Genomic DNA, 19,013 nt, shown 5'->3' on the forward strand with positions numbered 1-19,013 from the left:
CTGGGTCTATTCCCAACGACTGATAACCAATGGCCCTTTTGATTTATAACTAACCAATCAATTGTCAATACAAGTATGGAAACGCAACGCAGATCGATTTTAAAACGCCTTTTCGCTTCAGTGGCTGGGGCTGTTGGACTCAGTGCAACCGCTAAGGCGTTTGCCCCACAGGAGCAGGTTGCGCTGGCTCCACAGAAAGAAGCCTTCAATGTGGTGATGCAGGACGATGTGCCACTCTTTTCGGGTTCTACAAAGTTAGGTAATCTGGTATTTGTTGCCGGAAAAGGATACCATAAGGAGGGCGACATTAAGGTGCATACCGAAGAAGTGTTGAAAGAACTGGAAAAAGAACTGATCAAAGCGGGGTCGTCGATGGAAAAGGTTCTTAAGGTTAGTGTGTTTCTGCACGATCTGAACGACTATAAAGCCATGAACGAGGTCTACAAAGGTCGCTTTGGGAATAAGCCACCCGTCCGCACCACCGTTGCCGTATATGGTGGCGTCCCTGGTTCGTCCCTGGTCGAAATGGATTGTATTGCCTATGTATAATAGTTTTCCATTTAGCGTTTTCAGCGCTTCGCAAAGGCAGGAATCCAAACCAGCGAAGCACGGACATGCTAAACGGAAAACTGCAACTCTAAACAGACATGTTAAGCAGACGAAAAATTATTAAGCGCTTATCGAGCGTTCCGTTTCTGGGTAGCCTGGCGGGGAGTGGGCTGCCCATGTTGGCGACAACTGAACCCCTGGCCGCTCCCAAACGCGACCTGTTTAAAGAATTAGGGATACGAACGTTTATCAATGCCGCCGGTACGCTAACCTACATGACGGGGTCGCTCATGCACGACGAAGTACTGGAGGCCATCAACTACGGAGCGAAAGAATTTTGCCTGCTCGATGAGATTCAGGATAAGGTCGGCGCTAAAATTGCCCAGATGGTTCATGCCGAAGCTGCTGTTGTTACGTCGGGAGCATTTTCGGGGATGACGCTGGGTCTGGCCGGCATTCTGACGGGCATGGATCAGAAAAAGGTGGAACAACTGCCGCATCTGGCCGGAACGGGTATGAAAACCGAAGTGATTTGCCAGAAAGCTCACGACATTGTCTACAACCATGCGTTAACGAATACAGGCTGTAAAATCATCCAGGTTGAAACGGCGGAGGATGTAGAAAAAGCCATCAACGACAAAACCGCGCTCATGCATTTTCTGCATATTGAAGCCGATAAAGGTAAAATTATGCATGAAGAGTGGGTAGCGTTAGGCAAAAAACACAACATACCGACATCGATTGATATTGCAGCCGACGTGCCCCCGGCCGAAAATCTCTGGCGCTTCAACGACATGGGGTTCAGCTTCGTTGTTATTTCGGGTGGAAAAGCCATGCGTGGGCCACAAAGCGCTGGTATTCTGATGGGGAAGAAAGCGATTATTTCGGCTGCCCGATTGCATATGCCTCCGCGTGGTTTCAACATTGGCCGGGGTATGAAGGTGAACAAAGAAGAAATTCTGGGTATGTATGTTGCCCTCGAAAAATTTATCAACGAAGACCACGACAAAGTCTGGAAAACGTGGGAAGAAGGCACGGCTCACATTGAAAATACGGTTAAAACCGTAAACGGCGTACTGGTCGACGTACAGGTTCCACCGTTAGGAAACCATACACCAACGCTCAAGATTGCCTGGGACCCCCAAAAGATACACCTAACTGGCAAAGACTTACAGGAAGCCCTTCGAAAAGGTGATCCGTCAATTGAAGTAGGAGGGAGCGGTCCAGGCCATATTGGTGTTACGGTCTGGATGATGAAGCCTGGTCAGGAAAAAATCGTTGCCCGGCGTATTAAGGAAGAATTAGCAAAAGCTACCGTTTAGATTTTCATTAGTTGGTGTGAAAAAGCTGATTCTCGGGTTTATAGCGCTCTTAAGCAGCCATCTGGTTGTGGCCCAGCCCTACAGTATCGTCATTAAAGGTGGGCATGTGATCGACCCTCATAATCAGATTGATGAGGTGATGGACATTGCCATCAGCAACGGAAAAATCAGTAGGGTTGACAAGAATATTGATCCAAAGGGTGCTGTTCAGATTGTTAATGCCAATGGACTGATTGTTGCGCCGGGGCTGATCGATATGCATACGCATGTTTTTTTTGGAACCAACCTCGATCAGACCTACAGCAATGGCCCCAATGCATTACCCCCGGATGGCTTTACGTTTCGCAATGGCGTCACTACTGTGGTAGATGCAGGCTGCTCGGGCTGGCGCGATTTTCCGACGTTCAAAAAGCAAACCGTCGACCGGTCGCAGACTCGTGTTTTAGCCATGCTGAACATTGTCGGGAGCGGGATGCGGGGCGGAAAATTCGAACAGAATGTCGATGATATGGACGCACAGCTCACGGCCGATATGGCAAAACAATATCCTGAGCAGATTGTGGGCGTGAAACTGGCGCATTATAACGGCTACAACTGGACACCCACAGAGCGGGCAGTCGAAGCCGGAAAGCTGGCAAACCTACCTGTTATGATCGATTTTGGAGGAAGTACACCCACGTTGCCCCTCGAAACGTTACTGACCAAACACCTTAGGGCTGGCGACATTTACACGCACTGTTTTGGCCAGTTGAAAAGCCGGGAACCCATTCTGGACGTGACAACAAACCAGATAAAGCCATTCGTATGGGAGGCAAAGCGAAAAGGTATCCTGTTCGATGTGGGCTATGGAGGAGTAAGTTTCGCGTTTTCGCAGGCAATTCCGGCACTCAAAAGTGGTTTTTATCCAACTACGATCAGCACCGATATTCACACGGGCAGCATGAATAATTCTATGAAAGATCTGCTGAATGTGATGTCGAAATTTATAGCGATGGGCATGACCCTGAAACAGGTAATTGAAGCCACTACCTGGAGTCCTGCACTTGCTATCCATCGGCCCGAACTGGGGAGTTTATCGGTTGGTTCAGAAGCTGATGTGGCTATTCTGAACGTTCGGGGAGGAACGTTTGAGGTGCGCGATACGGGCTATTTCGGCTTTTTCGACTATACGGGCTATAAAATTGAAGGCAAACAAAAGCTCGAATGCGAAATGACCATCCGGAAAGGGAAGATCGTTTATGATCTGAATGGTATTGCCAGCCCGGTGGTAGTGACACAGACGCCAAGGTCGTAAAACAGTTTTCTTTTATTTCATATACCAATGATTCAATTTCTGACCGTTTGCAAAAAAAATCGGTTAAGTTTGAACGCTGCTAGCCCGATTGCCGGATTGGTTCAGTAAATGATCTGTAGAGTCAATTAATCGGTCAGCGAATCGGTCGGGCAATCACTCAATGTTACATACTCAATACCATTTAAAAATCAATTTGTTATGCAAGCTGACGTTCTGTCGCCCGAAGTAGCCTTTGCGCAAACTGGACTTTCGTTGCCTCCTGCTCCCCAGCCTCTGGGTGTTTATAAGCCTTTTCTCATTGACGGGAAATACCTCTATGTATCCGGGCATGGACCGGTTCGCGAAGATAAGAGCCTGATTATTGGCCGGATTGGTGCCGATATGGATATGGAAGCAGGTAAACTGGCTGCCCGGCAGGTAGGCCTGACCATTTTGTCGACTATTAAAACGCATTTGGGGAGTCTTGATCGGGTAAAACGGGTCATTAAAGTACTGGGCATGGTAAATTGTGTGCCTGAATTTGAACGTCATCCATACGTAATTAACGGATGCAGCGAACTGTTTGCCGATGTATGGGGAACCGACAATGGAATTGGCGTACGCTCGGCAGTGGGCATGGGATCGCTCCCCGACAATATTCCTGTGGAAGTAGAAGCGTTGTTTGAACTGGTCTGAGCAATGGAGCAAAAGCCCTGGTATTTGATCGACGATGTTGCTCACCTCGATTCGCCTGCTCTTGTCATTTATCCCGATCGTGTACGGGAAAATATCCGGTTGCTCATCGAGTCGATCGACGATGTTGCCCGGCTGCGGCCGCACGTAAAAACGAATAAATCGCGTGAAGCAACGCGTCTGATGCTGGAAGCAGGTATTCGGAAATTTAAGTGTGCTACGATTGCCGAAGCCGAAATGCTGGCATTGTGTGGGGCTACTGATGTGTTACTGGCCTATCAGCCTAATGTGGCTAAAATGCATCGGTTATTGACACTGATGCAGGAGTATCCAGACGTTCGGTTTGCATGTCTGGTCGATAACCTGGCAACGGCGCAGCAGCTTTCGGATCAGGCAGTCAATGCAGACCTGGTTGTTGCGGTCTATATTGACCTCAATGTGGGGATGAACCGTACCGGAATAGTGCCTACCGATGCCGTACGTATCCTGTATGCCGAACTGGCTACCTTACCAGGCATTCGCCCGGTTGGCTTTCACGCCTATGATGGTCACCTGCGTAATGCCGACTTTTCGCTCCGAACGGCCGATTGCGACGCAGCCTTCAGACCCGTTCAGGAATTGAGTGATGCGCTGGTTGCCGAAGGTTTTGAGCCTCCTGTTATTGTAGTGGGAGGAAGTCCGACGTTCCCGATTCATGCCAAACGGCAGGGTGTCGATTGTAGCCCCGGTACGTTTATCTATTGGGACAAAGGCTATCAGACAGGGCTTCCCGAACAGCCATTCCTGACGGCTGGACTGGTTATAACGCGGGTTATTTCGCTACCCGATTCAACAAAAGTCTGCGTCGACCTGGGTCATAAATCTGTAGCTGCCGAAGGTGAATTGACACAGCGGGTGATGTTTTTGAATGCGCCAGAACTAAAAGCCATTGGGCAGAGTGAAGAACATCTGGTGCTCGAAGCGGGCGAAGGCCATTCCTACCAAATCGGCGACGTACTGTATGGGCTCCCCAATCATATTTGCCCAACGGTGGCCCTCTACGAACGAGCCTATACCGTAGAAAACGGCTCCATAACGGGCGAATGGCTAACCATTGCCCGCGATAGAAAAATTTCAGTCTAATCGTTTATGGCTTATAGTTACTCCGCCAATGAGTATCCTTTACTGCAACGTAACTAGAAACCATAGGCCATAAACCGAACACCTCCTATACATTATGTTTACAATAGATGCCCATCTCGATCTAAGTATGAACGCGATGGAATGGAATCGTGATTTGCGTCAGTCCATCCAGCGCATACGCGAACGCGAAGCCGGCATGACCGACAAGCCCGACCGAGCCAAAGGAACGGTATCGCTGCCCGAACTCCGGCGGGGAAATATCGGGTTGGTTGTGGCAACGCAGATCGCCCGTTATGTTGCTCCCGATAATCCGTTGCCGGGTTGGCAGTCGCCCGAGCAGGCCTGGGCGCAAACACAAGGCCAGCGGAGCTGGTACGAAGCGATGGAAGCCGAAGGGCAAATGGTACAAATCCGGGATTTGGCCAGTTTAGAAAACCATCTGAATCGTTGGAACGACAACACACCCAATGATGATAAACCGATTGGGTATATTCTGAGCCTGGAAGGGGCCGATTCGCTGATTACTCCCGCGTATGTCGAACGGGCGTATGGCTATGGGCTACGCGCCATTGGTCCGGCACACTATGGTCCGGGACGCTATGCGCAGGGAACGGATGCAACGGGCTTCATGGGAGCTGCCGGGCGGGCATTGCTTGCCGAAATGGAGCGGTTCAATATCATTCTGGATGCGACCCACCTCTGCGACGATAGTTTTTGGGAAGCGCTGGATTACTTCAATGGCCCTGTGTGGGCGAGTCATAACAATTGCCGGGCTCTGGTGAATCATAACCGGCAATTCAGCGACGAGCAAATTCGGGAACTAATTGCCCGCAATGCCGTGATTGGAGGAGCACTGGATGCCTGGATGATGGTTCCGGGTTGGGTGCGTGGCCAGTCGACGCCCGACGCCATGAACTGTCATCTGGCTGTGATGATTGATCACCTAGACCACATCTGCCAACTGGCCGGTAATGCCAATCACATTGGGATCGGTTCTGATCTGGATGGCGCTTTCGGTCGGGAACAATCGCCTTATGATTTAGATACGATTGCTGATCTCCAGAAAATTCCTGATTTACTACGCCAGCGGGGCTATACTGACGACGACATTGCCAAGGTAATGCATGGCAACTGGCTGCGGTTTCTGCGTAGCGTATGGCAGTAAACTACACTACGTATGCGCTTCGCTCGTAGAGTTGTCTGACTTTATCGCGTGTTCGCTTGAGCCGCATTTTAACGGCACTTTCATTCAGGTTTAACTGGTTGGCTATCTGGCGTATATCCAGCCCGTCCTGATACTTCATTCGTAATATTGAAGCCTCCTCCTGGGAAATATTTTTCATGGCCCAGGAGAGTTTTTGCAGGCTGTAGTTCAGGTCTTCGGCGTCGTCGGTGCTGGCAATTTGCCGGTCATCGGCATCGTCGTTGTCGCTTAGCGATGAGGTTGGTAACCGATTGCCAACCCGAAGCTGGTCCATGCAATAATTATAAGAAATCGAGTAGAGCCAGGTTGAAAAACTCGACCGTTCCTGAAAACGGTCGAGATGAGAAAACATCCGAATAAATATATCGTGGGTAAAATCCTGCGCTTTCTCCGAATCCTTCGTCAGGGATAAGCACCGACTATATACCTTATTTACGTAACGGTTATAAAGTGTTTCGAAGCAGTCGTTCGAATTTGAGTCCAGATACTGCCTGATAATTTCTTCATCCTTTAGTTTCGGTTTCATGGGATAGCAGGGTAAGAGAGAATGGATTCGCTTTAGTGTTTTGCTGACCTAAAGTTTTCCCTCTTTTTGCTTTCAATTTCAGATAATTCGACAAACTGTATATTTTTCTCGTTTTTTGGCAAAAAAATCCTTTAGTATTGTTTTTTCAATGAATTAATACGCTCAGGTAGTAGTATATTTGTTACTAATTGTATATATGAAATTACTATTTGTAAATTATATTATTTTGTGAAAGGAATTGTATTTACCGAGTTATTAGAAATGATCGAAAAGAAATTTAATTATGCTTTAGTCGATCATTTGCTGACCACGAGTGAACTAGCCTCGGGTGGGATATATACTGCAGTTGGTACCTACGATCCTGCCGAAATGGTTACTCTGGTTGATAACTTAAGCCAAGAAGTGCAAATTGCAGTACCAGATTTACTCCGTATGTATGGCCATTATATGTTCGATAAGTTCAGGCGCGATTACAGCTCCTTTATTGATCGATACGATAATGCTTTTCATTTATTACAGTCTATTCAAAATTCTATCCATGTAGAAGTGAAAAAGATCTATCCAGACGCCGAACTGCCGCATTTCGATGTTTCTCAACTCGCTGAGAACCATCTGTGCATGTATTACCGATCGGAACGAAAGTTGGCTGATTTTGCATATGGTCTGATAGAAGCCTGTCTGGCTCATTTTAATGAGAAAGCAACCATCCACCAAACCATTCTGGTTAATGATGGCAGTCAGGTACGTTTTGATATCGTGAAATTATGACTGAACAAAGCGATATCGAATTACTGAAAAGGCACCTCGAACGGGAGAAAGCGGCTCGGGCTGAGGCTGAAGCTATTCTGGAAAAAAAGGCAATGGAGCTTTATAATGCCAATGAGCAGCTTCAGCACCTGAACGGAAATCTGGAACAGCAGATTCGCGATAAGCTGAACGAACTGAGCCAGAGTGAGCAACGATATCGTCATCTGGTTGAGTCTGTTCAGGATATTCTATACAAAATTTCGCCCGAAGGTTTTTTTACGTTCGTCAACTCCGTTGTTGAGCGATCCCTTGGGTATACGGAGCAGGAGTTTGTGGGGAAGCATTTCACCGATATTGTAGCTCCGGGCTACCGAAAAAGGCTGCTGGAATTCTATCTGACGATGATTCAGGATCGGATAGATAGCACCTATCAGGAGTTCCCGATTGTTGCCAAAGATGGCCATCTGGTCTGGATCGGGCAAACGGTTCGGCTTATTGTTGACGGTAACACCATTATCGAGCTAGTGGCCGTTGCCCGCGATATATCTGATCGAAAACAGACCGAAATCGAGTTGCAAAGAACACAGACCCGGCTTTCGACACTGATCACCAGCATGCATTCTGCCATTCTGGTTAAAGACGAAAACCGGCGCATCATTCTGGTCAATCAGCTATTCTGCGATATGTTCTGTATGGACAAGCGCCCGGATCAGCTCATTGGTCTGGATTATTCGCAGTCGGCCGAAGCGGTGAAGCACATGATGGAAGATCCGGAGGGCTATGTTCAACAGGTTCAGGATCTGATTCATAATCGGGAGGCTCGGATAGGAGAAGAAATCAGAATGGTGAATGGACATATTCTGGAACGCGATTATATTCCGATTTCTCTGGGCGATCAGTATCTGGGGCACCTCTGGAAATTTACGGATGTCACCGAAAAATACCTTGCCCGCGAGCAAATTCGCCGGAGCGAAGAAAAGTATAGGGGCATTATGAATAACATGGAGCTCGGCCTTCTGGAAGTAGATAACGACCAGACGATAACGAGAGCCTACGAGCGATTCTGCCATATGGTGGGGTATTCGGAAGAAGAACTCATTGGGCAAAATGCTGCCCAATTATTTCTTCCGGAAGAATTTTCGGACGTGAATCAACACCACGAGAGCGAGCGCAAACAAGGTAATGCCAGTTCATATGAAATGCAGCTTCGTAAGAAAGATGGTAGCCGAATCTGGGTGCTTATCAGTGGCGTTCCCATCATAGACGAAGAGAATCGCATTGTGGGATCGATGGGAATCCACTATGACCTGACGGAACGGAAGCGCCTGGAAGAAGAACTGGCCCACGCCAAAGAAATTGCCGACGAAGCCCGACAAGCCGAAAAACAGTTTCTGGCTAATATGAGCCACGAAATCCGAACACCCCTCAATGCCATTATCGGAATGTCGCATTTGCTGTTCGATACGCAGCCAACGCACCAGCAGCGGGAATACATTGAAATTCTGAAAACGTCGGCCGATTTTCTGCATAGTTTGATTTCTGATTTGCTGGATATGACAAAAATTGAAGCAGGACGAATTGAGGTGCAGGCCCGGCCGTTTGATCTGGTTGGCTTGCTGCGGTCGACGCAGAAAGTTTTTGAGATGAAGCTGCACGACCGACCCATTTCGATCGACGTGATGCTGGATACGCGCATCTCGGGCAATTTTGTGGGCGACGAACTTATGCTCAATCAGATTCTGATGAATCTGGTTGGTAATGCCGAAAAGTTTACCGAAGAGGGTAGTATTCAACTAACAGCCAGAATAAAAAAGGAGGAAAAAGGAGTTTGCTGGATTGAATTTGCCGTAACGGACACCGGTATCGGTATTCCGTCCGATAAGCTGGATCTGGTCTTTCAGAAGTTCAAACAGGTAAACCCATACGGTCAGAAACACAAAGGGACCGGGTTGGGGCTGGCCATTACGAAAGAACTGGTCGAAATTCAGGGCGGTTCTATTTCGGTGCGGAGCCATGAGGGCGAGGGGAGTACGTTTCTGTTTGTATTACCTTTTACAAAAGAGGTTTTATCTGGCGAGCCGGTGCAAAAACCTGTGAACGATGCAACCGTAGCCCGAGATCTTAAGGTTTGCCACGTATTGGTTGTAGAAGACAACCTGATGAATCAGAAGTACATCTGTAGTTTGCTGAACAAATGGAAGATTCCTTATACATTGGCAATGGATGGTAAAAAAGCCGTTGAACAGGCAAAAAAAGAGCAATTCGATGTTATCATGATGGACATTCAAATGCCTATCATGAATGGCTATGAAGCAACGGTGGCTATTCGGAGCACGCAGAACCCGAACCAGCACACGCCTATTGTCGCCTTAACTGCATCGGCGATGCTCGACCATAAAAACATGGCAATGGAAGTAGGGATGAACGATTTTCTGACTAAACCCTTTGAACCTGATCAACTCATGGACATTCTACAACGATACGCTCCTGTGTCTGTGCCAAATTCGCCTGAAATCCAGATAGATCAGGCCGCATTGATGGAATTGTATGGGGGCGATCCTGACTATGTAGCGGAGATGATCGGCACCTTTCTGACCGATATTGTACCCGATATACAACTACTGCCCAGCCTGCTTGATCAGAAAAATTCGGACGAACTTGCCCGTATGATTCATAAACTGAAACCAACATTCAGTATGGTGGGTTTGCCCGGTCTACAGAATAAAATGATAGAACTGGAAGAGGCCGTTAAGCAGGGTGCCCAACCAGAACTGATCGAAACATACTGCAATGCTATTGTGACCGAAACAAATAATGTGTTGCCTGTATTGGAAAAAGAAATGCACAGGTTTTCGCAGTTATAACCTATGATTTTACGATGTATTCTTGTTGAAGACGAGCCTATGGCTCGCAAATCGTTACAGCGCCTGTGTGAGAATCATGCCTCGCTGGATCTGGTTGGGGTGTTCGATAATGCCGCCGATGCACTAAGTTTTCTGACAAACCATGCCATTGATCTGATCTGGCTCGACATTGAGATGCCAGGACTATCGGGTTTTGAGTTGCTGGAAAACCTACCCATCATTCCATCGGTAGTGATGACCACCGGCAAAACGGAATATGCTTATCAGGCATTTCAGTATCAGGTTATTGATTATCTCCATAAGCCCATAACCATACCCCGCTTCAATCTGGCCGTTGAAAAAGTACTAGAACTCAATAAACTCAATAAACTGGCCACCGACCGAAAAGAGATTTATATCAAAAATGAGGGGCGGTATGTTCGGTTACCGTTCGATACAATCACGTACATTGAAAATATTGGCGATTATGTAAAAATCTATACAGCAACCCAGACCTATGTGGTCTACACAACCATGAAGTCGCTCGAAGAAAAACTGGGGCCACAATTCCTGCGCGTACACCGGTCTTATATCGTTCACCTCAACAAGATTGTCGATATTGAAGAAAATACGCTGGTTATTACCGATAAAGTTATACCCATCAGCCGGGCCAACAAATCTGAACTGATGAGCCGACTCAACTTGCTCTAGTCACTTCTGGCAAATGAGTAACATTAATTCGGCATTCGGGCCGGGTAGAGGGCTGAGCTAACAGGAATTTAATTGTTGTTCGGGTTGGATTTCGATTCGCGATTCGCGACGTTTGCCGCGTTCTCCATTCAACCTGTTTCAACTTATGACAAACCCACAACTCGCCAGCCTGTTCCCTGGCGACGAGTCTCAAATTCCGGCCAATTATCGAATTGAGCCAATCCATCAGCGCCAATACCTGATCAATGGCGAGATGCGTCAGTGGGATGGCCCGGTTTCTGACGTGTACTCGCCTATCTGCTTGCCAGCTGCCAATGGAGCACTTGAACGCGTACTCGTTGGAAGTTATCCGGTTACGGGGCCTAAAGAAGCACTCGATGCACTGGACGCTGCCGTTGCCGCCTACGATAATGGCCGTGGCCAATGGCCAACCATGTCGGTTGCCGACCGCATTAAGTGTATGGAAACGTTTGTTGGCAAAATGCTCGAAAAGAAAGAGCTTGTCGTGAACCTCATTATGTGGGAAATTGGCAAGAATCTGGCCGATGCCACAAAAGAATTTGACCGAACGGCGAAATACATTTATGATACCATCGATACCCTGAAAAATATGGACCGCAATTCTTCACGGTTCCGTATTGAAGAAGGTATCATCGGGCAAATTCGCCGATCACCTCTGGGTGTTGTGCTGGCAATGGGGCCATTCAATTACCCGCTCAACGAGACGTACACAACCCTTATTCCGGCTATTCTGATGGGAAACACCATCCTGTTCAAAACACCGAAACACGGGTCATTATTGCATTATCCGTTGCTCGAAGCGTTTCAGACCAGTTTCCCGAAGGGCGTTGTTAACTCGCTCTACGGTCGTGGTGCCAATGTGGTGCCACCAGTCATGCAGTCGGGCAAGATCAATGTATTGACCCTGATCGGATCGAGCCGGGTGGCTGATGAACTACAGCGACAACACCCCAAACTAAACCGGCTTCGGTCAATTATGAGTCTGGATGCCAAAAACGCGGCAATTATCTTGCCCGATGCTGATCTGGACGTAGCCGTGAGCGAATGTTTACTGGGGTCGTTATCATTTAATGGGCAGCGCTGCACCGCCATCAAAATTGTTTGGGCACATAGCAGTATAGTGGACGAATTTCTGAAACGGTTCAGCACTGCCGTAAACAAGCTGAAACTAGGTATGCCCTGGATGGCCGGTGCGCAGATTACCCCTTTGCCTGAGCCAACTAAAACCCAATATCTGGCCGAGATTATTGCTGATGCTCAGGCAAAAGGGGCCGCAATTGTTAACGAAGGTGGTGGCGAAATGATTGCTTCTTTGTTTCAGCCTGCGGTTGTGTATCCCGTAAGTGAAGGCATGCGCTTGTATCGGGAAGAACAATTCGGCCCCGTTATTCCGGTTGTACCTTTCAGTGATACCGACGAGTTTATCGATTACCTCATCACCGACGACCATGGGATGCAGGCCAGTATTTTCGGTACCGATACCAATGAGATTGCGAAACTGATTGACCCGCTGGTTAATCTGGTAAGTCGCGTCAACATCAATGCCCAGTGTCAGCGAGGACCTGATACCTTTCCGTTTACGGGGCGTAAAGATTCGGCCGAAGGAACACTATCGGTCGAAGATGCGCTCCGGTCGTTTTCGATTCGGTCGGCGGTAGCTACTAAAGACACCGAAGCAAACAAACATATTCTAAACGAGATTGTTCGGGAGCACAAATCGGAGTTTTTGAGTACTAATTTTATTTTTTAGGCAGTGCCGGAGGCACTTCATTGAATAGGAAACAGGTGTAGTGCTGGCAATTGAATGATAATCCTATAATTTGCCAGTGAATTACGCTTGTTTCCTATTTCGGTATTTTCTCACTAAACACGTCTGACTAATGGGCCTTTTCGATTTTATCCGTAATGAGTTCATCGAAGTAATCGATTGGGTGGACAATTCCACTGATACGGTTATCTATAAATTTCCCGATAACGGCAATAACATCAAATATGGAGCGCAACTTACCGTTCGGGAGTCGCAGATGGCGGTTTTTCTGAACGAAGGGAAATTGGCCGATGTTTATCCGCCCGGCCGCTACGAACTCACCACGAAGAATATGCCAATTATGACTACGCTACAGTCGTGGAAGTATGGCTTCGAATCGCCCTTTAAGGCCGATGTGTATTTCGTATCGACCAAGCAGTTTACTAATCTGAAATGGGGTACCCAAAACCCAATCATCGTTCGTGATCCTGAGTTCAAACAGGTGCGGGTGCGTGCGTTTGGCGTTTTTTCGCTACGGGTAACCGATGGCGGAAAGTTTATTCATGAGTTTGGCGGAACAACACCTGTAGTTCGGATAGGTGATCTTGAAGAACAGCTCCGAACAGCTATTGTCAGTAAATTTTCTGACACAATAGCCGAATCTAATATTTCTATTCTCGATCTGGCTCGCAATTATCAGGAACTTGGCGAGAAAATGCGCCCGATTTTGCAGGATGATTTTACGGCCTATGGTCTGGAACTGACTCGTTTCTATATCGAAAATACCAGCCTGCCGCCCGAGGTCGAAGCGTTTCTGGACAAAACCACACAGATGAATATGGTGGGCGATATGGCTCGTTTTCAGCAGTTTCAGGCGGGTGTATCGCTCGAAAAAGCCGCCGAAGAAGGAGGAGCCGGTAGTGCCGCCATACTGATGGGCGGTCTGGGTAATTTTATGGGTGGCGCCAGTGCCCAAAACGCTCAACAACCTACTGGCGACGATAAGGCAAAAACGATGGAACTTCTGAAACAATTAGCCGATCTGAAAACTGCGGGCGTATTAACAGAAGAAGAATTTGCGGCCAAAAAAGCTGAACTGCTGGCTAAAATCTGACAAATGAGTACGCCTATAAGGTTTCTAAAACCTTATAGGCGTACTCTAAACGAACTATAGTCTGATTTAAGAAAGCAGATTCTATAAGTTACAGAGACCCTGTTCCATACTGAATTTCTTGGTAGCTCTGTAGGCAATAATCCCAATCCTGTAAACCGAATCCCGTAATCCCTCTTTCCTCTGCATGCTATCGACCGATTTATTTCGGGTGCCCTGTCCAACCTGCGGATCACAAATGCGGTTTTCTCCCGAAAAACAGCAACTGAGTTGTGATCATTGTGGTAATACGCAAGCCATTCCGTTTACAAAAAATAAGCTGGAAGAACGGCCCCTACATGGCTATCAGGTCGAAAATCAACAGCTTCCTAATGCGCCAATGGAAGAAAAACGTGTGTTTGAGTGCCCTAATTGCGGTGCCCGAACAACCGTAAATGCCGATCTGCCTACGATTACCTGCGCTTTTTGTGGCACAAAGAATGTTAACCCGGAAGCCAAAAATACTCGTTTGATTGAACCTGCCGGTGTGTTACCCTTTCGAATTTCGCGCGAGCAGGCAATCGAACGATTCAAAAGTTGGGTTGGCGACGATTTGCTGGCACCGTCCGATTTGAAAGCCGGAGCCCGACCCGATAACTTTCGGGGTATTTATATTCCCTTCTGGACGTTTGACGCACAGGCTTATTCGAATTGGCAGGGCGAGGCTGGCTTTTACTACAACGTGACTATTCAGGTCCCCGACGGTAAAGGAGGAACAATGAACCAGCAGGAACAGCGTGTTCGGTGGGAGCCCAGAAGCGGCTCGCATAGTAGCTTTTACGACGATATTTTAATTATGGCGTCGAAACAACTGGCAGGGCAGGAGGGGACTGTAGCTGAAGCCAGTAGTTATAACCTGACCGATGTTGTCGATTATGACCCGCGCTTTCTGTTAGGCTGGGATGCTGAAGTGTACAGCATCGATTTGTCCGATAGTGCCCGCCGGGCCGAATCCACCATTCGTGCCCGCGAAGAGAATGCCTGTGCGTCGGAACTGGGTGGAAATGTACAGCGTGGCCTTCGGGTTTCAACGCAATTGAGCAATCAGACGTTCAAGCATATTCTGCTCCCCCTGTGGATTTGCGCTTATGTGTACAATGGGAAAGCTTACCAGTTTCTGGTTAATGGACAAACCGGACGAATTGCGGGCGAACGGCCAAAATCGGCCTGGAAAATTGCCCTGCTTGTGATTGGTTTTATATTACTGGTTCTGTTTTTCTACGCAATAAGTAAAAAGTAAATCCGGCATTGGTGTCAATCGCTATTGAGCAATGGGCCATATTTTCCATAATTGTTAATCAATGCCTAATTTTTAATCGCTGATTTTAGTTGCTGAAAGCCACAAACCTAACTAAACTATACGGTTCGCAGACGGCCGTTCATCGTGTTTCGCTGCAACTGCCTCCCGGACGTATTATGGCGCTGGTTGGAGCCAGCGGATCGGGTAAAAGTACGCTGCTGAGTATGCTGGCTGGCTTGACTGACGCCAATGAGGGAGAAATAAGGCTCCACGATGAACGGATTGCTGGTCCATCGGAAGTGCTTATTCCAGGGCACGACGACATCCGATTGGTTCATCAGGAATATCAGCTAATGCCTAATGTATCTGTTCGGGAGAACATTGCCTATGCGCTTCGGTTTTTTGAGAAAACCTATCGCGAATTTCGGGTAAACGAGCTCCTTACTCTGTGCCGTTTAACCGAGGTGCAGGACCGACTCCCACGTCAGGTGTCGGGTGGCGAAAAACAGCGAACCGCTATTGCGCGCGCTATTGCCGATAAGCCAGCTATTTTGCTACTCGATGAGCCCTTTAGTCATCTGGATTTACCAAACCGGCTGATGGTTCGCGATCTTTTGTTCGATCTGGTTCGTCAGGAACGTACAGCCTGCCTGTTTGTAACCCACGATGCCACGGATGCCTTATCCATTGCCAATACACTCGGTATTCTTCGCGATGGACGGCTGATTCAACTGGGCGACCCTAAACAAGTGTATCGGTATCCTGCAACAGCGTATGCTGCCCGAATGACTGGTCTCGTCAATATATTTAAAGCCAAACACCTGCCTGTCGTAGGCTTACCCGAGACCGACAATCCCGAACGGCTGATCTGTCTGCGTCCCGAGCAGATAAGGCTGAATGAAACAGGGGCTCCCGGAAAAATCAGGGCGCTTTTTTTTAAGGGAAGCCACGTTGAGGTTGAAGTCGAAATGTCACGCTATGTTTGTTTGCGAATGCTATCTGTTCAGGATAATTTACAAATTGGCCAACAGGTAACAATTGTTATCGCCGATCAGGCTTTGCATTCGCTTCAGCACTAACTTTTCCTGTCTCGTTTTGTTGTAAAGAGATAAACAAACAGACAATGCGTTATGAAAAAGGACGAATCAGTTCAGCGCGAGAAAGACTGGGATACCGACTCCGCCTTTAGCAAAAGCGAACACTTTTTAGTCGATGAAGAAACCGATGATGTCGACGCATCGGGAGTCGATGATACATCGACCGGAATGGGCAAAGACGATTATCTGGGAAAAACGAATGTGAAAAAGAAGGATGACTAGTAACTTGTCATTAGTCATTTGTCAGTAGCAGATTGGTGTCCAATGGCAAATGACTAATGACAATTCACTTATAACATCCGTTTGATCAACTGCTCAACTGATATTCCTTCAGCCTCTGCTTTGAAATTCCGGACAACGCGGTGGCGGAGAATTGGTAAGGCAACCGCTCGAACATCTTCAATATCGGGTGAGTATTTACCAGTCAGCAGGGCATTACACTTCGAGGCCAGAATCAGTGCCTGCGATGCGCGTGGACCGGCTCCCCATTCTAAATACTGATTGGCATCCGACGAGGCCAGTTCCGTATTGGGGCGGGTTTTATGAACGAGCTTAACGGCATATTCGACTACATTGTCGACCACCGGTACCCGACGAACCAGGTGCTGGAACTCTCTGATTTCTTCGCCCGTAATGACCCGTTGTACGTCGTAGCGATTGTCGGTCGTTGTGCTTTTTACAATATCAAGCTCCGACTGATACGAAGGATAATCCAGATAGATGTTAAACATGAAACGGTCGAGCTGGGCTTCGGGTAGCGGGTAGGTGCCTTCCTGCTCGATTGGGTTCTGGGTAGCCAGTACAAAAAACGGGCGACCCAGGTTATATTTTTGGCCAGCAATCGTAACCGCATATTCCTGCATGGCTTCGAGCAGAGCCGACTGTGTTTTAGGAGGAGTGCGGTTGATTTCGTCGGCTAGAATAATGTTGGCAAAAACGGGCCCTTTAATAAACTTAAAGTTGCGCTCCTGATCGAGCGTTTCGGAGCCCAGAATGTCAGACGGCATCAGGTCGGGGGTAAACTGAATGCGGTTAAAATCGAGGTCGAGCGCACCGGCAATTGTCTGAATCAACAGCGTTTTGGCCAGTCCCGGAACCCCTACCAACAGGCAATGACCCTGACAGAAAATAGCCGTTAACAGCAGCCGAACGGTTTCATCCTGACCGATTACAACCTTTGAAATTTCACTTTTAAGTTTCTGATAAGAAGCAGTAAGGGCTTCTGCAGCCGCAACATCCGATGAGTAAGGCACAATAATAAAGTTAAAGAGTTTAAAGTTTTCACCGGACCGCCAGGGCGGTTTTCAGTGTATTTGTCCGTAAGAACGCAAATTAACTGAAATCAGAAAACTTACTACTGAAAACTATTCTCCGTCACCCTGGCTGAGTGCTGCCGCACTTTTTTGGGTCGTTCCGAAGATACGACACCCATGAAATTCAGGATCGACAGTGATGTATACATCGGATACCGATTTGCGGAACCATTCATCAATGGCGTGGTTCTTTTTATTGGCTAGCACGATATTTTGTAACTTTTCAAAGTCGAGTTTAAAATCAGCGGTATGAGGGGGAACTTTACTCTTGAAATACAGAATGCGTACCGCACTTTTACCATCTTCCGTACGATACGGTAAGGGTTTTGACACAGACCCAACTTTCATTGTATCGAGCATAGTAAACAGCGCATATTCCATTGTACCGTCCATTGCCAGTTTGCTGGTTCCCGTTTGCGGATCGCGGAGCAGACCACCTGCATCGGCTGTTGATTTGTCTTCCGAAAAATCATGAGCGGCTTTATCGAATTTAATAGAATCTGCCACGATCAATGTACGAAGGCTATCCAGAAAATGGGTCGGTTCACTTAAATCAAGCCGATTATAGTCGGGCCGAAGCAGAATATGACGAGCGTGGTATTCGGCTCCGCGTGTTTCGATGAGTTGAATCAGGTGAAGGCCAAATTCAGATTCAACAACGTCGGAGAGTTCGTTTGGTTTTAGTTTCAGAGCTGCCCCTTCGAAAGGGGCCACCATCATCCCCCGTTTGGCAAAGCCCAGATCACCATTGTTCTGAGCAGAACTCACATCTTCGGAGTACTCTTTGGCCAGTTTACCGAAATCTTCGCCATTTTCAACCCGTTTTTTGATGTCGAGAAGACGTTGCCGAAGGGCATCTTTTTGCTCCTTAGTAGCCTTGGCAAAGCGCACAATCTGCCCAATTTCTACATCGGCAGGCATGTATGGCAGGCTATCTTTGGGGATGGCATCGAAGAACTTACGTACTTCACGAGGAGTGATTTTTACATTGCTCGTGATGTTCTGCTGCATCTTCTGCACAATCTTCTGGTCTTTTACCTGCTGGCGCAACTCGCTTTTGAGCATTTCGAGGCTTTTTCCGTAAGCTTCAATGATGTTCTTCTCCGAGCCAAACTGCTGGGCCATATACTGCATTCGCTGGTCTAACTCACTGTCAACAATCTTATCGTCGACCACTACCGAATCAATCTCAGCTTTTGCCAGCATCATCTTATTGATAACGAGACTTTCCAGAAGCTGGCATTTTTGGGGAGGAGTCTGATTCTGGCTAACATACGATTGATAGGCTTCTTCCAGATCGGACCGGAGCACATAGTAATTATCAACTTTTGCGATGATCTTATTGAGGCTAATGCCCTGTCCCTGGCCAAAGGCAGGAGATACCAGGAACCAACCCATCAAGACAACGAAAATATGGCTGATTGATTTTTTCATGTTTTAAAGATACATACGGAA

At 47.6% G+C, this 19,013-nt stretch carries 17 protein-coding genes; 14 read left to right on the top strand and 3 right to left on the bottom strand.

Features of this window, described 5'->3' with window-relative positions:
* Positions 1-75 precede the first annotated feature (75 nt).
* The 6 genes from WBJ53_RS13100 (at position 76) to WBJ53_RS13125 (ending at position 6,124) form a co-directional block, all read left to right on the top strand.
* Positions 76-549: a RidA family protein gene (locus tag WBJ53_RS13100; RefSeq protein ID WP_338876582.1), complete on the top strand. Its 474-nt coding sequence runs from the start codon at positions 76-78 to the stop codon at positions 547-549.
* A gap of 98 nt (positions 550-647) precedes the next feature.
* Complete coding sequence (locus WBJ53_RS13105; protein WP_338876583.1) at positions 648-1,871, top strand: aminotransferase class V-fold PLP-dependent enzyme; 1,224 nt, start codon at positions 648-650, stop codon at positions 1,869-1,871.
* A gap of 16 nt (positions 1,872-1,887) precedes the next feature.
* Positions 1,888-3,165 (top strand): amidohydrolase/deacetylase family metallohydrolase, encoded by a 1,278-nt coding sequence (locus WBJ53_RS13110; RefSeq protein WP_338876584.1) that lies wholly within the window; start codon positions 1,888-1,890, stop codon positions 3,163-3,165.
* Positions 3,166-3,363: 198 nt separating this feature from the next.
* Positions 3,364-3,840 carry a RidA family protein gene (locus tag WBJ53_RS13115; protein ID WP_338876585.1) on the top strand — a complete coding sequence of 159 codons (477 nt, stop codon included), beginning with the start codon at positions 3,364-3,366 and terminating at the stop codon, positions 3,838-3,840.
* Positions 3,841-3,843: 3 nt separating this feature from the next.
* On the top strand, positions 3,844-4,959 hold the full coding sequence (locus tag WBJ53_RS13120; protein WP_338876586.1) for a D-TA family PLP-dependent enzyme: 1,116 nt from the start codon (positions 3,844-3,846) through the stop codon (positions 4,957-4,959).
* A 94-nt stretch (positions 4,960-5,053) separates the two neighbouring features.
* Positions 5,054-6,124: a membrane dipeptidase gene (locus WBJ53_RS13125; protein ID WP_338876587.1), complete on the top strand. Its 1,071-nt coding sequence runs from the start codon at positions 5,054-5,056 to the stop codon at positions 6,122-6,124.
* A 1-nt stretch (position 6,125) separates the two neighbouring features.
* Here the strand turns inward: WBJ53_RS13125 and WBJ53_RS13130 are convergent, their stop codons facing one another.
* Positions 6,126-6,689 carry a sigma-70 family RNA polymerase sigma factor gene (locus WBJ53_RS13130; RefSeq protein WP_338876588.1) on the bottom strand — a complete coding sequence of 188 codons (564 nt, stop codon included), beginning with the start codon at positions 6,687-6,689 and terminating at the stop codon, positions 6,126-6,128.
* 228 nt (positions 6,690-6,917) lie between these two features.
* Here WBJ53_RS13130 and WBJ53_RS13135 point away from each other — a divergent pair, with 228 nt between their 5' ends.
* The 8 genes from WBJ53_RS13135 to WBJ53_RS13170 all read left to right on the top strand — a co-directional run bounded on the left by WBJ53_RS13135 (position 6,918) and on the right by WBJ53_RS13170 (position 16,467).
* Positions 6,918-7,457: a heme NO-binding domain-containing protein gene (locus WBJ53_RS13135; RefSeq protein WP_338876590.1), complete on the top strand. Its 540-nt coding sequence runs from the start codon at positions 6,918-6,920 to the stop codon at positions 7,455-7,457.
* The gene (locus WBJ53_RS13140; RefSeq protein WP_338876591.1) at positions 7,454-10,300 is read left to right on the top strand and encodes a PAS domain S-box protein; all 2,847 of its coding nucleotides are present in this window, start codon (positions 7,454-7,456) and stop codon (positions 10,298-10,300) included. Before WBJ53_RS13135 ends, WBJ53_RS13140 begins: the two co-directional genes overlap by 4 nt.
* Before the next feature lie 3 nt (positions 10,301-10,303).
* Positions 10,304-10,990 carry a LytTR family DNA-binding domain-containing protein gene (locus WBJ53_RS13145; RefSeq protein WP_338876592.1) on the top strand — a complete coding sequence of 229 codons (687 nt, stop codon included), beginning with the start codon at positions 10,304-10,306 and terminating at the stop codon, positions 10,988-10,990.
* Between the two features lie 145 nt (positions 10,991-11,135).
* Entirely contained in the window at positions 11,136-12,761 is a 1,626-nt protein-coding gene (locus WBJ53_RS13150; RefSeq protein WP_338876593.1) for an NADP-dependent glyceraldehyde-3-phosphate dehydrogenase, read from the top strand.
* Between the two features lie 130 nt (positions 12,762-12,891).
* Positions 12,892-13,872, top strand: coding sequence for an SPFH domain-containing protein (locus WBJ53_RS13155; protein ID WP_338876594.1), 981 nt, complete (start codon positions 12,892-12,894; stop codon positions 13,870-13,872).
* Positions 13,873-14,056: 184 nt separating this feature from the next.
* Positions 14,057-15,148, top strand: a complete 1,092-nt coding sequence (locus WBJ53_RS13160) for a hypothetical protein (RefSeq protein WP_338876595.1) — start codon at positions 14,057-14,059, stop codon at positions 15,146-15,148.
* Positions 15,149-15,237: 89 nt separating this feature from the next.
* On the top strand, positions 15,238-16,227 hold the full coding sequence (locus WBJ53_RS13165) for an ABC transporter ATP-binding protein (protein WP_338876597.1): 990 nt from the start codon (positions 15,238-15,240) through the stop codon (positions 16,225-16,227).
* Between the two features lie 51 nt (positions 16,228-16,278).
* The gene (locus tag WBJ53_RS13170; protein WP_338876598.1) at positions 16,279-16,467 is read left to right on the top strand and encodes a hypothetical protein; all 189 of its coding nucleotides are present in this window, start codon (positions 16,279-16,281) and stop codon (positions 16,465-16,467) included.
* A 68-nt stretch (positions 16,468-16,535) separates the two neighbouring features.
* Here the strand turns inward: WBJ53_RS13170 and WBJ53_RS13175 are convergent, their stop codons facing one another.
* Positions 16,536-17,498 (bottom strand): MoxR family ATPase, encoded by a 963-nt coding sequence (locus WBJ53_RS13175; protein WP_338876599.1) that lies wholly within the window; start codon positions 17,496-17,498, stop codon positions 16,536-16,538.
* A gap of 111 nt (positions 17,499-17,609) precedes the next feature.
* Entirely contained in the window at positions 17,610-18,992 is a 1,383-nt protein-coding gene (locus WBJ53_RS13180) for a peptidylprolyl isomerase (protein ID WP_338876600.1), read from the bottom strand.
* Positions 18,993-19,013 lie beyond the last annotated feature (21 nt).

The sequence above is a fragment of the Spirosoma sp. SC4-14 genome, assembly GCF_037201965.1.
GTDB lineage: Bacteria > Bacteroidota > Bacteroidia > Cytophagales > Spirosomataceae > Spirosoma.